Consider the following 14,511-nt stretch of genomic DNA (forward strand, 5'->3'; position numbering starts at 1 on the left):
ACCTGATGCGCGTATTGCCATTGTTGCTGGCCATGCTGCTGGCCGCCTGTCACAGCATGCCGGGGATCCTGCCGCCGCCGGTGGCTTCGGCGCCCGGCAGTATCATTGAGCTGCGCAGTGCCAAGGCGCTGACCCCTGTCGAACTGGTAGGGCGCCTGGCACGGGCCCCCCGAGTGATCATTGGCGAGCAGCATGACAATCCCGATCATCATGCCCTGCAACTCTGGCTCTTGCGCTCCATGGCCCGGGAGCGGCCACAGGGCAGTCTGTTGCTGGAAATGCTCAACCCGGATCAGCAGCCAGAAGTCGATGGGGTAAAACGCTCCATTGATGGGGGGCGTTTGCCTGATGACCTACCCGGCAGGTTGGCCTGGCAATCAGGCTGGGACTGGAGCCTCTACGGCCCGCTGGTGGGTTTTGCCCTGCGTCAGCCCTATCCCTTGCTCGCTGCCAATCTGGATCGCCAGGAGGTGCGTGCCATTTATGCACGGGCGCCCGTCCTGACTGGCACACGGAGCAACGCACCGTCGGTGATCGAGGCATTGGCCGGGCAAATCCGCGAATCGCACTGTGGCTTGCTGCCGGAGAGCCAGGTGCCGGCAATGCGGGCGGTGCAGCAGCAACGGGACCGACGCATGGCTGAACAGCTGCTGGCGGCTCCGGCGCCGGCCCTGTTGCTGGCCGGGGCGGTTCACGGTCGCAAGGATCTTGGCGTGCCTCTGCATCTTGCCGATCTGGACCGAAGCCAGGAGGTGGTGGTGTTGATTCTGGCGGAGCAGGGGCAACAGGTTGCCGCGGCATCGGCCGACTACGTCTGGTATACGCCGCCCCAGCCCGCCAAGGACTATTGCGCGCAACTGAGGCCCTGATCGGAGGGCTTTTCTGCGGGCAAAAAAAGACCCGGCAAGAGCCGGGTCAAATAACCGTGATTAGCCTGATGAGGAGATAATCTGAGAGTCCGAACCACTGGTCTTCCAGGTTATCGACTGATCTCGCGACCAGTTGTGATAATCATAACGATTCTCATTTCGAAGTCAACAAGGCTTTTCAGATTTCTGCATATTTTGCCAAACGTCCGTTTGGATCTGCCTGGAATCCGGGGTCAGTTCGGGTTGTTCAAGGTCATGAGCCGGGTCACTTCCTTGTTCAACAGGTCGATGCGGCGCGCCATGCTTTCGATCAGGCTGTGGGCAATGCGCGGATTGCTCTGGGTCAGGCTGAGAAACTGGTCCTTGGGAATCAGCATGATTGTGCTGGGTTCGCTGGCGATCACGCTGGCGCTGCGTTTTTCTCCGGTGAACACTGCCATGGCGCCGAAAATCTCGTCCTTGGGGACGTCGCCGACCTTGTGCCCGTCGACGAAGGCCTGTGCATGGCCTTCGAGTATTACAAACACATGATCTGCCTCATCCCCCTGGGTAATCAGCCTTTCGCCCGCCTCCACGCGCTTGAAGCCGTTGCTGCTGCGCAACTCTGGCGGCTTGAGACGGGCAATTGCATCGGACAGCAGGGCGGTCTGGCCGATCAGATACTGTACGAGCAGTTCCGAGCGTTGTACGTCGGCCTGGATGTGCCGAAACACTTCAGTCCTCAGATAGGGAATCAGTTGCAGCGGCGTATCGCAGTGCAGTTGCCACTGCGGGAGTTCGATGCCGCGCCGCAGCCCCACCAGGTCGCCTTCATGCAGGTAGAACAGTGGCCGCTCTTCGACACTGGCCTGGATCACGCCACTTGCCAGCAGGAACAACTGGTCGCCGGGCAATACGCTGGACAGCTCAGCGATGGGGCCAAGCTCCAATGTCGGGCCGCTGGGCGCAAGCCCGTCCAGCAATTGCGGCGGAATGCTCTGCAGTCTGTTGATCAAGGCGTCGGCGTAAGCCGGCTGCTCCCCCATTAGATACATTTGGCTCTGCCAGTCAGTTTTTGTGACGAGAGGAAATGGCGTCCAGTTGCTTGTTCAACGCCTCTTTGCGTTCGGCGGGAAGGTCGTTCCAGTGCATGTCCATCAGGGCGCCCTCGATGGCATAGAGCAAGACTTTCGACGCACGAAAACCACGGGTCCGCACGGCCCGGTAGGCGTCCACCGCACCCAGGCGGCGCAAGTCGGAAGCGCTATGGATGCCCACTGCATGCAGCCATTGTGCCGATGTCTTGCCAAGGTTCTTCAGGTGTTGCAGTTCATCATTCATTAAGCCTCCTGGCGATGGCCGAATGGTGAGTGGGCAGCCTCAGAGGAGTGTAGCGCTCAGTAGAAAACGCGCTGTTCTTTGGTCGGGTTTGGCGCAAATGCTTCTAAGGGCGCAGCGGTGAAGCTCAAAGGAAGGGGGGGCAGGCCATGCGAAGGGCAGGGTGCAGGCGAGAAAGCGGACCAGGTCCGGCGCTGAACAGAGCGCCGGACAAAGACGGACGGCGGGGGTCAGCGAGTGCGGTAACGCAGGCGGGTGCCGAAATTGACCGACATGAGAATCTCGTCGGCACTCAGTTCCACCGGAAAGTAGGCGCCGGAAATCTGTGCATGGGCGAGGCTGGCGCCTTCCATGGACGAGTTTCTCAAGTCCAGCCCCCGCAGATCCGCGGAGCGAAAGTAGGCGTCAGTGAAATCGATGCCTTGCGCGTTCAGTTCCCGCAGGTCGAGGCCGCGGAAATCCCCGCCGCGCATGTCGATGGGTTGATCTTTCGGGCGTTCGCGGTTGAAGCCGACGATGTCGTCTTTATGCAGCAGGGCGTAAAGCGGAGTGTCGAGAAGTTTCGGTTGGCTCATGGCGACGTCACCAGTGTTGGATTTATGACGCCAGTATAGTGCCACTATTTTTCAGCCGTGAAGTCTTTGCCACTTCACGGCTGAAATGACCGTTTACAGGCCTGGGAGGCGTTGGCGAATATTGGCAACCAGGGCGTCCAGGCTACCGCTTTCGTTGGTTTCTATGCGCTTGCTGCGCAGCAGCTCTTCGTCGGTCAGCGCTTCGCGAGTGGCTTGCTGGTTGGCAATCACTTCCAAAGTGGCGTCGGATGGATCGTTCTGATCGGCCTGGCGCTGGGCCAGCCAGCTGGCAACCACTGCCTCAGGAGCGTTGCAGTCGATGATCAGGCAGGGCGTACCAGTGGCCTCGGCCACTTTGGCCGCGGCATCGCGCTGGGCACGTTTGAGGTAGGTCGCGTCGATCACTACCGGGAAGCCTGCACGCAGGATGGTTTCGGCGATTTCATGCAGGCGCGCGTAGGTGGCGCTGCTGGCTTCGCTGCTATAGATGCCAGCGTGTGGGTCGTTGGGCACCTGTTGCTCGCCGAACAGGCGCTTGCGCTCTACGTCGGAGCGCAGGCGAACGGCGCCCAGTGCCTCTACCAGGCGCATGGCCACGCGGCTCTTGCCGACCGCAGAAATGCCTGAGGTGATGGCCAGGAAACGCGATGGAATGGTGCTGTAGCTCTCCGCCAGATTGGCGTAGTTGCGGTACTGGCGCAGGGTGGTGGCGCGCTGCACCGGCGTGGCATCGGCAGGCATGCTGAACAGACTGACCTTGGCGCGTACCAGTGCACGGTAGGCCTTGTAGAAATTGAGCAGCTCCAGGCCCTGGTAGTCGCCGGTCAGCTCCAGGTACTGGCTGATGAAGCGTCGCGCCAGGCTCTTCAGACCGCGGTCTTCCAGGTCCATGGCAAGGAAGCCGGTATCGGCGTAGACGTCGGTGAAACGAAACGGTTCGTTGAATTCGATGCAGTCGAAAATCACCACCTTGCCGTCGATCAGGGTGGCGTTGCCCAGGTGGATATCGCCATGGCATTCACGGATGAAACCTTCGCTCTTGCGTTGGGCCAGCAGAGGCTTGAGGCGTTCGAAGCTGGTTTCGGCCCAGGCTTGCAGGGCTTCAAGTTGTTGCAGGTCGGCCTTGTCGCTGAGGAATGGGCGGATTTGCTCGAAGTTTTGACGCACCGGAGCCATCACGCTCTCCGGGGTGCCGGCTTCATGCTCAGCTGGAACCTTGGGCGCGTTGAGGTGGAAGTGGGCGATCTGCCTGGCCATCTCATCGATGTGCGCAGTGGTCAGCTCGCTGTTGGCCTGCAAGGTGCTGAGCAACTGGCTTTGCGGGAACTGACGCATTTTCAGTACGTATTCGATAGCCGGACCATCGCCGCCCAGTACCGGGGCTTCGGCGCTACCGGTGATCGGCAGGACTTCCAGGTACAGGTCTTCGGTCAGGCGCTGGTTCAGGCGCAGCTCTTCGCCACAGAAGTGCTCGCGGGCGTCCAGGCTGGTGAAGTCGAGGAAGCCGAAATTGACCGGCTTCTTCACTTTATAGGCAAAGGGGCCGGTGAGCAGAACCCAGGAGATGTGGGTTTCGATGACCTGAAACCCTTCTACGGGATGAGGAAACAAGGCGGGGTTTTGCAGGGCAGCGATCAGTGACTGGCTCACAGGCGATCCTTCAGAGTCGGGAAAATCGAGGGCGCCATTATGGCCGCTGAGCGCGCTAAGGCAAACCTCGGGTGGCGCATGTTGACGATGAATAAAGTGCGTATAATCCGCCGCCATGACTCGTACCCGATCCCCTCGTTCTGCTAAAAAAACGCCGTCTGGTGGCCTGCGCCCCTGGCTGGGCTGGGCCCTCAAGCTCAGTCTTGTCGGTCTGGTGGTGCTCGCCGGCTTTGCGGTTTACCTCGATGCCGTGGTCCAGGAAAAATTCTCCGGCAAGCGCTGGACCATTCCGGCCAAGGTCTACGCCCGCCCGCTTGAGCTGTTCGTCGGACAAAAGCTCAGCAAGGACGATTTCCTCACGGAACTCGACGCTCTGGGCTATCGCCGTGAAAGTGTCGCCAACGGCCCGGGCGCAGCCTCGGTCAATGGCAATACCGTGGACCTGAACACCCGCGGCTTCCAGTTCTATGAAGGGCTGGAGCAGGCTCAGCCAGTGCGCGTGCGCTTCTCCGGCGATTACGTGGCGGAACTGTCCGGCAGCAAGGGGGCCAAGCTCGCGGTGGTGCGCCTGGAGCCATTGCTGATCGGCGGCCTGTACCCGAAGAACCTCGAAGACCGGATCCTGATCAAGATTGATCAGGTTCCGCCGTATCTGCTGGAAACTCTGGTGGCGGTGGAAGACCGCGACTTCTATTCACACCACGGGGTGTCGCCCAAGTCGATTGCCCGTGCGATCTGGGTCAACACTTCGTCCGGCCAGATGCGCCAGGGCGGTAGTACCCTGACCCAGCAGTTGGTGAAAAACTTCTTCCTGACCAACGAGCGCAGCCTGTCGCGCAAGCTCAATGAAGCGATGATGGCGTTGTTGCTGGAGCTGCATTACGACAAGCGCGAGATTCTCGAGGCCTACCTCAACGAGGTCTTCGTCGGCCAGGACGGTCAGCGTGCGGTGCACGGTTTCGGTCTGGCCAGCCAGTTCTTCTTCAGCCAGCCCCTGTCCGAACTCAAGTTGCACCAGGTGGCGCTGTTGGTCGGGATGGTCAAAGGGCCTTCCTATTACAACCCGCGGCGCTACCCGGAACGTGCCTTGGAGCGGCGTAACCTGGTGCTCGATCTGCTGGCACAGCAGGGCGTGGCTACCCCGGAACAGGTGGAGGCGGCGAAGAAGATGCCGCTGGGCGTAACCAAGCGCGGCAGCCTGGCGGACAGTTCCTTTCCCGGTTTCCTCGACCTGGTCAAGCGTCAGTTGCGCGAAGACTACCGTGATGAAGACTTGACTGAAGAAGGCCTGCGGATCTTCACCAGTTTCGATCCGATCCTGCAGATGAAGGCCGAAGCCTCGGTCAACGACACCTTCAAGCGCCTGGCCGGGCGCAAGGGCTCGGAAGACGTCGAGGCGGCGATGGTGGTGACCAACCCGGAAACCGGTGAGGTCCAGGCCATGATTGGCAGTCGTCAGGCCAGCTTTGCCGGTTTCAACCGGGCCTTGGATGCGGTGCGTCCGATCGGCTCGCTGATCAAGCCTGCGGTCTACCTGACCGCCCTGGAAAAGCCCAGCCAGTACACCCTGACCAGTTGGCTGTCGGATGAGGCGTTCTCGGTAAAAGGCGCAGACGGCCAGGTGTGGAAGCCGCAGAACTATGACCGGCGCTCCCACGGTACGGTGTTCCTGTACCAGGGCCTGGCTCACTCCTACAACCTGTCTACCGCACGGCTCGGCCTGGAAGTGGGTGTGCCCAATGTCCTGAAGACCCTTGGGCGCCTGGGGGTGACCCGCGAGTTTCCAGCTTTCCCATCGATGCTGCTGGGGGCAGGGGGCATGAGCCCGATGGAAGTGGCGACCATGTACCAGACGCTGGCCAATGGCGGCTTCAATACGCCGATGCGCGGGATTCGCAGCGTGTTGACAGCGGAAGGCGAGCCGCTCAAGCGCTATCCGTTCCAGATTCAGCAGCGTTTTGATGCCGGCTCGATCTATCTGATTCAAAGCGCGATGCAGCGGGTGATGCGCGAGGGCACCGGCAGCTCGGTGTATAACGTGTTGCCCAAGACTCTAGCGTTGGCCGGCAAGACCGGTACCAGTAACGATTCCCGTGACAGCTGGTTCGCCGGTTTCAGCCAGGACCTGCTAGCCGTGGTCTGGCTGGGCCGCGACGATAACGGCAAGACGCCGTTTACCGGTGCTACCGGCGCCTTGCAGGTGTGGACCAGTTTCATGCGCAAGGCCGACCCGCTGCCGCTGGATATGCCGCAGCCGGACAACGTGGTTCAGGCCTGGGTCGATTCGCGTACCGGGCAGGGCTCCGATGCCAACTGTCCGGGGGCTGTGCAGATGCCGTATATTCGCGGCAGCGAACCGCCTCCCGGTGCTTCCTGTGGGGGAGAAAACCCGGCAGGCGGCGATTCGGTGATGGATTGGGTCAAGGGCTGGATGAACTAAGCGATGAGGGTTTGACGTGAACAAGTGGTGGATTCCAGCTATTACAGCTCTGGCGTTGCTCAACGGTTGCGCCAGTGTGCAGCGCGGCTCTATTCCCGTCGTGGATTCCGGCACTGCCGTGTCCAACAGCGAGCGGATTTCCGCCTCCGGAGGCTTTCGCCAGACGACCATCAAGCGCCCGGCGCAGGCTCAGGCACAGGCGATTCCGGAAGATTCCGGCGTAGTGGTAATGGTTCCGGGCGGCGGCGCTACGGCCTCTGCGCCGATCAGCAGTTCGCCCATTACTCCGGGGCCGGTCACTTCAGGGCCTATTACCCCGGGGCCGGTGGACGGCTCCGGTTATCAGTCGGCACCGATCAGTCAGGGCACTTACAACATGCCTTCTACGCCCAGTGGCATCCCTTCGGCCCGGGCCGGTGGTCTGTCGGCCGATGAGCAACTGGATGGCCCGGTGCTGGCGTTGCTGACCACTGCGCAACAGCAGCAGTCCAGTGGTGACTTGAACGGTGCTTCCTCCAGCCTCGAGCGAGCGCAGCGTGTTGCTCCACGCGAGCCGCAGGTGCTGTATCGCCTGGCTCAGGTACGCATGGCCCAGGGGGATGCGCCCCAGGCCGAGCAGTTCGCTCGCCGTGGCCTGAGCTTTGCCAACGGCCGCCCTGATCTCCAGGCAAGCCTGTGGGAGCTGATTGCCCAGGCGCGTGAGAAACAGGGTGATGCCGCAGGTGCAGCGCAGGCGCGCCAGAAAGCTCGGGTTTCGCTGTGATGGATGGGCGCTTTCCCAGGATCGCCGAACAGTTGCTGCTGATCGAGCGTGAGTTGCGTGTGCAGGGCCTGTGGGACGACGCTGTGCCCAGCGCCGAGGCACTGGCCAGCACTCAGCCCTTTGCCGTGGATACTCTGGAGTTCGAGCAATGGCTGCAGTGGATCTTTCTGCCCCGCATGAAGATGATTCTGGAGCAGGATTTGCCGCTGCCCAATGCGTCAGGTATTCAGGAAATGGCCGAGATGGTGTTCTCCACTCGCCCGATGCAGGGGCGCGACCAGCAGTTGCGAGTTCTGCTCAAAGAGTTTGATCAGCTCATCGTTGCTACTCGCTGAAACACGACTGCCAGGTATGCCTGGCAGTCGCCTCCCTCCATGCTGCCCACTTCAGTCTCGCTCTCTCGAAGTGACAACTTCGGAGGGTTCATGTCTGTCCGTGCATTGCTGTTGTTGCAGTGCATGACGTTCCTCTCGGCTCTCTGGCAATGGGGTTTCGCCCAAAGTCCGGGTTCGCATTTCTGAGTTGCTTGCCGAAGATTGCGCAATTGAAGCGCAGACAGCAGCCGTTTTTGGGTTTTTTCTTGCGTTCTCATGCGCTTAGTTCGAATTAACCACATAGACGACTTGACTTGAAGAGGACGAAACAGAAGAATCCAAAGTCCGCTGTAGAGGGACTGCCAGAAGCAGACCCACTCAGCAGATCATGAGGCGCACATCCGCGCCGAAGTGCTACACCCGCAACGCGTTACCTCGCGCTGGGTGGGAAAACCCCGCAACACTTTGGGGCGCTCCCAATACTTGCTCAGTCAGTGCTGACGTAGTCGGCGACCACCGTCGCTCATGCTCTGCTGAGAAGTAAACCTATTAAGACCCGCTCCCTTTTGAGGGCGGTATTCTGGCGTTTTAGAGGTGAACAACGTGGAGCTTTTATCTGGCGGTGAGATGCTCGTCCGCTTTTTGCGTGACGAAGGCGTCAAATATATCTACGGGTACCCGGGTGGTGCTCTCCTTCATGTTTACGATGCCCTGTTCAAAGAACCGGACGTGACCCACATCCTGGTTCGTCACGAACAAGCGGCGACCCATATGGCTGACGGCTATGCCCGTGCCACCGGTAAAGCCGGCGTGGTACTGGTGACCTCCGGCCCGGGCGCGACCAATGCCATTACCGGTATTGCCACCGCCTATATGGACTCGATTCCCATGGTGATCATTTCCGGCCAGGTGCCCAGCACCATGGTAGGCACCGACGCGTTCCAGGAAACCGACATGATCGGTATCTCCCGGCCGATCGTGAAGCACAGCTTCATGATCAAGCACGCTTCGGAAATCCCGGAAGTCATGAAGAAAGCCTTCTACCTGGCGCAATCCGGTCGTCCTGGTCCGGTGGTGGTCGATATCCCCAAGGATATGACCAACCCGGCTGAAAAGTTCGAATACGTTTTCCCCAAGAAAGCCAAGCTGCGCTCCTACAGCCCAGCTGTTCGCGGTCACTCCGGGCAAATCCGCAAGGCGGCAGAAATGCTCCTGGCGGCCAAGCGCCCTGTGCTTTATGCCGGCGGCGGCGTGATTCTCGGCGGCGGTTCCGCACCGCTGACCGAACTGGCCAAGATGCTCAATCTGCCAGTGACCAATACCTTGATGGGCCTGGGCGCCTATCCGGGCACCGACCGGCAGTTCGTGGGCATGCTCGGCATGCACGGCAGCTACACCGCCAACCTGACCATGCACCATGCCGACGTGATCCTGGCCGTGGGCGCGCGCTTCGATGACCGGGTGATCAACGGCGCACCGAAGTTCTGCCCGAATGCCAAGATCATCCATGTCGATATCGACCCGGCTTCCATCTCCAAGACCATCAAGGCCGATGTGCCTATCGTCGGTCCAGTGGAGAGCGTCCTGACCGAAATGGTCGCGGCACTCAAGGAAATCGGCGATACCCCGAACAAGGAGACGGTCGCCAGTTGGTGGAAGCAGATCGAGGAATGGCGTGGCGATCGCGGCCTGTTCCCTTACGACAAGGGCGACGGCAGCATCATCAAGCCACAGACCGTGATCGAAACCCTGTGCGAAGTCACCAAGGGCGATGCCTATGTGACCTCCGACGTGGGGCAGCACCAGATGTTCGCGGCGCAGTACTACCGGTTCAACAAGCCCAACCGCTGGATCAACTCCGGTGGCCTGGGCACCATGGGCTTCGGTTTCCCGGCGGCCATGGGCGTGAAATTGAGCTTTCCGGATAATGATGTCGCCTGCGTCACCGGTGAAGGCAGTATCCAGATGAACATCCAGGAGCTGTCGACCTGCCTGCAGTACGATCTGCCGGTCAAGATCATCAATCTGAACAATGGTGTGCTTGGGATGGTGCGCCAGTGGCAGGACATGAGCTACGGCAGCCGTCATTCGCACTCCTACATGGAATCGCTGCCTGACTTCGTCAAGCTGGTCGAAGCCTATGGTCACGTGGGCATGCGTATCACGGATCTGAAGGATCTGAAGCCGAAGATGGAAGAAGCGTTCGCCATGAAGGATCGCCTGGTGTTCCTCGATATCCAGGTCGACACCAGCGAGCACGTCTATCCGATGCAGATCAAAGACGGCTCCATGCGCGATATGTGGCTGAGCAAGACGGAGCGTACTTAATCATGCGGCACATTATTTCCTTGCTTCTGGAAAACGAACCGGGTGCTCTGTCTCGTGTTGTAGGTCTGTTCTCGCAACGCAACTACAACATCGAAAGCCTGACGGTGGCGCCGACTGAAGACCCGACACTGTCGCGTCTGACCCTGACCACCGTTGGCCATGACGAGATCATCGAGCAGATCACCAAGAACCTGAACAAGCTGGTTGAGGTGGTGAAGCTGGTAGACCTGTCGGAAAGCGCGCACATCGAGCGTGAACTGATGCTGGTCAAGATCAAGGCCACTGGCGCCCAGCGCGCCGAGGTCAAGCGCACTACCGATATTTACCGTGGGCAGATCGTTGATGTCAGCGCCAGCGTGTATACCGTTCAACTGACCGGTACCAGCGACAAGCTCGACAGCTTCATTCAATCGATCGGCACCGCATCGATTCTGGAAACCGTACGCAGTGGTGTCACCGGGATTGCCCGTGGCGACAAAGTACTGAGCATCTAACTCAAATTAGCGAATGGCCGGAACGGCCTGATATAGGGGAAATTCATGAAAGTTTTCTACGATAAAGACTGCGACCTGTCGATCATCCAAGGTAAGAAAGTTGCCATCATCGGCTACGGTTCCCAGGGCCACGCTCAAGCATGCAACCTGAAGGATTCCGGCGTAGACGTGACTGTCGGCCTGCGTAAAGGCTCGGCTACCGTTGCCAAGGCTGAAGCCCACGGCCTGAAAGTGACCGACGTTGCTGCAGCCGTTGCCGGTGCCGACCTGGTCATGATCCTGACCCCGGACGAGTTCCAGTCCCAGCTGTACAAGAACGAAATCGAGCCGAACATCAAGAAGGGCGCCACTCTGGCCTTCTCCCACGGCTTCGCGATCCACTACAACCAGGTTGTGCCTCGTGCCGACCTCGACGTGATCATGATCGCGCCGAAGGCTCCAGGCCACACCGTACGTTCCGAGTTCGTCAAGGGCGGTGGTATTCCTGACCTGATCGCGATCTACCAGGACGCTTCCGGCAACGCCAAGAACGTTGCCCTGTCCTACGCCGCAGGCGTGGGCGGCGGCCGTACCGGCATCATCGAAACCACCTTCAAGGACGAGACTGAAACCGACCTGTTCGGTGAGCAGGCTGTTCTGTGTGGCGGTACCGTCGAGCTGGTCAAAGCCGGTTTCGAAACCCTGGTTGAAGCTGGCTACGCTCCAGAAATGGCCTACTTCGAGTGCCTGCACGAACTGAAGCTGATCGTTGACCTCATGTACGAAGGCGGTATCGCCAACATGAACTACTCGATCTCCAACAACGCTGAATACGGCGAGTACGTGACTGGCCCAGAGGTCATCAACGCCGAATCCCGTCAGGCCATGCGCAATGCTCTGAAGCGCATCCAGGACGGCGAATACGCGAAGATGTTCATCAGCGAAGGCGCTACCGGCTACCCATCGATGACCGCCAAGCGTCGTAACAACGCCGCTCACGGTATCGAAATCATCGGCGAGCAACTGCGCTCGATGATGCCTTGGATCGGTGCCAACAAAATCGTCGACAAAGCCAAGAACTAAGTTCGAGTCTTGTCAGGGAAAACGCGGCCTAGGCCGCGTTTTTTCGTTTGCATGGATAGGTTCTGGTATAAAGCTGGATCCTTTGTGGCCGAATCGCGGCCCTGGGTATCTGTCGAAACTTTTCACACCGTTGCAAGGTAATGTCCATGAGCGAACGTCCCGAAGAGCCAAACCAGGCCTCTGACGCCGAAAGCCTGCTACCGATCGATGAGCATGTCGAAGAAGGGCATGACGCTGAAGGCCGTAAAGTCCGGCATCGTGGTATCTATCTTCTGCCGAATCTGTTCACCACTGCGAACCTGTTCGCGGGGTTCTATTCCATCATTAGCTCCATGAGCGCCCAGAGTGCAATGAGCGCCGGAGATGCGGCCGGGGCGAGCAAGTACTTTGCCTTTGCCGCGATCGCCATTTTCGTGGCCATGGTGCTTGATGGCCTGGATGGGCGTGTTGCCCGCATGACCAACACACAGAGTGCTTTTGGCGCTGAATACGACTCGCTGTCCGATATGGTTGCATTCGGCGTAGCGCCGGCGTTGTTGGCCTTTGGCTGGGCCCTGGGTGACATGGGCAAGGTCGGCTGGATGGTCGCCTTCATCTATGTGGCAGGCGCGGCCTTGCGCCTGGCGCGTTTCAATACTCAAGTCGGTACTGCCGACAAGCGTTATTTCATCGGGCTTGCCAGCCCGGCAGCGGCGGGTGTGGTGGCTGGTATCGTCTGGGCATTCAGCGACTACGGGATCCAGGGGTCGAAGATGTCGTTCCTGGTGGCGTTGATGGTGGCCGCCGCAGGCATGCTGATGGTCAGTAACATCAAGTACAACAGCTTCAAGGACCTGGACCTGAAAGGGCGCGTACCTTTTGTGGCGATCCTGGCGGTGGTGCTGGTGTTTGCGGTGGTGTTCAGTGATCCGCCGCGCATTCTGCTTTTGGTGTTCCTCGCCTATGCGGCGTCGGGCCCTATCCAGTACCTGTTGCACCTGCGTCGTCGCAAAAGCGTCGAGTGATGTAATTTCCCCCATACTCCGCAGTCTATTGGTACATCTGTCCTCCAATACTGCGGAGTTGCCATGTTATTCAAATTCCCCAAGTCGTCCGACTGCAATGAGTCTGAGGTTACGCCCGAATCTCTTTACCTCTCTCGACGCAGCCTGCTGAGTGGTGCGGTTGCGGGCATGGCGTTTGCCAGCTTGCCGCGATGGGCAGCAGCACAGGACGCGTCGCGTTATGCCGATGTTGAGCCGGGCCAGACCCCCGCGTGGTTCTCCGACAAGCTGTCGACCACTCGGTGGCAAGCTGTAACCGTCAGGGATGAGGCGATCACGCCTTTCAAGGATGCGACTCACTACAACAACTTCTACGAATTCGGCACTGACAAGGGGGATCCGGCGGCCAACGCGGGTGCGCTCAAGACTCAGCCGTGGAGTGTGGTCGTGGATGGTGAGGTGGCTAAGCCAGGCCGCTACGCCCTGGAAGATTTCATGAAGCCCTACTCGCTGGAGGAGCGTATTTATCGACTGCGTTGCGTAGAGGCCTGGTCGATGGTGATTCCCTGGATAGGTTTTCCAATCTCAGCCTTGCTCAAGCAGGTGGAGCCCACCAGCAACGCCAAGTTCATTCGGTTTGAAACGTTGCAGGATCCCAAGAGTATGCCGGGCCAGCGCTCCGGCTTTGCCTTGATCGACTGGCCCTATGTCGAGGGATTGCGTCTTGATGAGGCAATGAATCCATTGGCGATTCTTGCAGTGGGGATGTACGGGCGTGAACTGCCTAACCAGAATGGTGCGCCGCTGCGCCTTGTAGTGCCTTGGAAATATGGCTTCAAAAGTGTGAAGTCGATTGTGCGCATCAGCCTGGTCAGCGAGCAGCCCAAGACTACCTGGCAGAGCATTGCGGCCAACGAATATGGTTTTTACGCGAATGTGAATCCGACGGTTGATCATCCACGCTGGACCCAGGCTCGGGAACGACGTCTACCCAGCAGTCTGTTCAGTCCCAATGTGCGGGAAACCCAGATGTTCAACGGTTACTCGGATGAAGTCGCTTCTTTATATAGCGGCATGGATCTGCGGAAGAACTACTGATGCGTTATTCGTTCTGGCGTATCGGTGTCTTTATCGCTGCGGCTATCTGGCCGCTGTATTGGCTGTATGAAGCCTGGGCTTCGGTCCTGGGGCCGGACCCGGGCAAGGTGCTGGTTGATCGCCTGGGGTTGGGCACGCTGGTGCTGTTGTTGATCACCTTGGGCATGACTCCTTTGCAAAAACTCACGGGGTGGTCGGGCTGGATCGCTGTGCGCCGACAGTTGGGGTTGTGGTGCTTCGCTTATGTAGTGCTGCACCTGAGTGCTTATGGGGTATTCATCTTGGGGTTGGACTGGTCGCAGCTGGGAGTTGAGTTGCGCAAGCGCCCCTATATCTTTGTCGGAAGCCTGGGGTTCCTCTTTCTGTTGTTATTGGCTGTGACGTCCAATCGTTATAGCCAGCGTCGCTTGGGGGCGCGTTGGAAGAAGCTGCATCGCCTGGTTTATCTCATCCTGGGGCTGGGGCTGCTGCATATGCTATGGATTGTCCGGGCGGACCTGAAGGAGTGGGCGGTCTACGCTTCTATAGGGGGGCTGTTGTTGTTGCTGCGTGTTCCCCCTGTAATGCGCCGGATTCCGCGCTTAATCGCAAAGAAAGCATCTTCTGCAACAAAATCGT

At 59.4% G+C, this 14,511-nt stretch carries 14 protein-coding genes; 10 read left to right on the forward strand and 4 right to left on the reverse strand.

Annotated elements, in window-relative coordinates; genetic code table 11:
• Nucleotides 1-5: 5 nt before the first annotated feature.
• Nucleotides 6-869 carry a ChaN family lipoprotein gene (locus F6S12_RS15750; protein WP_161467437.1) on the forward strand — a complete coding sequence of 288 codons (864 nt, stop codon included), beginning with the start codon at nucleotides 6-8 and terminating at the stop codon, nucleotides 867-869.
• Between the two features lie 233 nt (nucleotides 870-1,102).
• On the opposite strand, the gene F6S12_RS15755 is transcribed toward F6S12_RS15750, so the two are convergent.
• The 4 genes from F6S12_RS15755 to F6S12_RS15770 form a co-directional block, all read right to left on the reverse strand.
• A complete protein-coding gene (locus F6S12_RS15755; RefSeq protein ID WP_011063496.1) occupies nucleotides 1,103-1,903 on the reverse strand; it encodes a Crp/Fnr family transcriptional regulator in 801 nt (266 codons plus the stop codon).
• Between the two features lie 13 nt (nucleotides 1,904-1,916).
• The gene (locus tag F6S12_RS15760) at nucleotides 1,917-2,189 is read right to left on the reverse strand and encodes a TfoX/Sxy family protein (RefSeq protein WP_011063495.1); all 273 of its coding nucleotides are present in this window, start codon (nucleotides 2,187-2,189) and stop codon (nucleotides 1,917-1,919) included.
• 227 nt (nucleotides 2,190-2,416) lie between these two features.
• Complete coding sequence (locus tag F6S12_RS15765) at nucleotides 2,417-2,761, reverse strand: pentapeptide repeat-containing protein (protein ID WP_011063494.1); 345 nt, start codon at nucleotides 2,759-2,761, stop codon at nucleotides 2,417-2,419.
• A gap of 93 nt (nucleotides 2,762-2,854) precedes the next feature.
• Entirely contained in the window at nucleotides 2,855-4,411 is a 1,557-nt protein-coding gene (locus tag F6S12_RS15770; protein ID WP_019092857.1) for an AAA family ATPase, read from the reverse strand.
• 115 nt (nucleotides 4,412-4,526) lie between these two features.
• On the opposite strand from F6S12_RS15770, the gene mrcB reads away from it, so the two are divergent.
• The 9 genes from mrcB to msrQ all read left to right on the forward strand — a co-directional run.
• The gene (gene mrcB / locus F6S12_RS15775; RefSeq protein ID WP_011063492.1) at nucleotides 4,527-6,851 is read left to right on the forward strand and encodes a penicillin-binding protein 1B; all 2,325 of its coding nucleotides are present in this window, start codon (nucleotides 4,527-4,529) and stop codon (nucleotides 6,849-6,851) included.
• 16 nt (nucleotides 6,852-6,867) lie between these two features.
• The gene (locus F6S12_RS15780) at nucleotides 6,868-7,614 is read left to right on the forward strand and encodes a tetratricopeptide repeat protein (RefSeq protein ID WP_011063491.1); all 747 of its coding nucleotides are present in this window, start codon (nucleotides 6,868-6,870) and stop codon (nucleotides 7,612-7,614) included.
• The gene (locus F6S12_RS15785; RefSeq protein ID WP_011063490.1) at nucleotides 7,614-7,949 is read left to right on the forward strand and encodes a YqcC family protein; all 336 of its coding nucleotides are present in this window, start codon (nucleotides 7,614-7,616) and stop codon (nucleotides 7,947-7,949) included. The genes F6S12_RS15780 and F6S12_RS15785 overlap by 1 nt, the downstream gene beginning before the upstream one ends.
• A 582-nt stretch (nucleotides 7,950-8,531) precedes the next feature.
• Nucleotides 8,532-10,256 (forward strand): acetolactate synthase 3 large subunit, encoded by a 1,725-nt coding sequence (locus tag F6S12_RS15790; protein WP_053160192.1) that lies wholly within the window; start codon nucleotides 8,532-8,534, stop codon nucleotides 10,254-10,256.
• Nucleotides 10,257-10,258: 2 nt separating this feature from the next.
• The gene (gene ilvN / locus F6S12_RS15795) at nucleotides 10,259-10,750 is read left to right on the forward strand and encodes an acetolactate synthase small subunit (protein WP_011063488.1); all 492 of its coding nucleotides are present in this window, start codon (nucleotides 10,259-10,261) and stop codon (nucleotides 10,748-10,750) included.
• 45 nt (nucleotides 10,751-10,795) lie between these two features.
• Complete coding sequence (gene ilvC / locus F6S12_RS15800; RefSeq protein ID WP_007959661.1) at nucleotides 10,796-11,812, forward strand: ketol-acid reductoisomerase; 1,017 nt, start codon at nucleotides 10,796-10,798, stop codon at nucleotides 11,810-11,812.
• Between the two features lie 146 nt (nucleotides 11,813-11,958).
• Nucleotides 11,959-12,816, forward strand: coding sequence for a CDP-diacylglycerol--serine O-phosphatidyltransferase (gene pssA, locus F6S12_RS15805; protein ID WP_011063487.1), 858 nt, complete (start codon nucleotides 11,959-11,961; stop codon nucleotides 12,814-12,816).
• Between the two features lie 63 nt (nucleotides 12,817-12,879).
• A complete protein-coding gene (gene msrP / locus F6S12_RS15810) occupies nucleotides 12,880-13,893 on the forward strand; it encodes a protein-methionine-sulfoxide reductase catalytic subunit MsrP (protein ID WP_123473972.1) in 1,014 nt (337 codons plus the stop codon).
• Nucleotides 13,893-14,511, forward strand: a 619-nt coding sequence (gene msrQ, locus F6S12_RS15815) for a protein-methionine-sulfoxide reductase heme-binding subunit MsrQ (protein ID WP_011063485.1), incomplete at its 3' end; no start/stop codon positions are given. The genes msrP and msrQ, both read left to right, overlap by 1 nt.

The organism is Pseudomonas sp. JV245A (assembly GCF_032424515.1).
Classification (GTDB): domain Bacteria; phylum Pseudomonadota; class Gammaproteobacteria; order Pseudomonadales; family Pseudomonadaceae; genus Aquipseudomonas; species Aquipseudomonas protegens.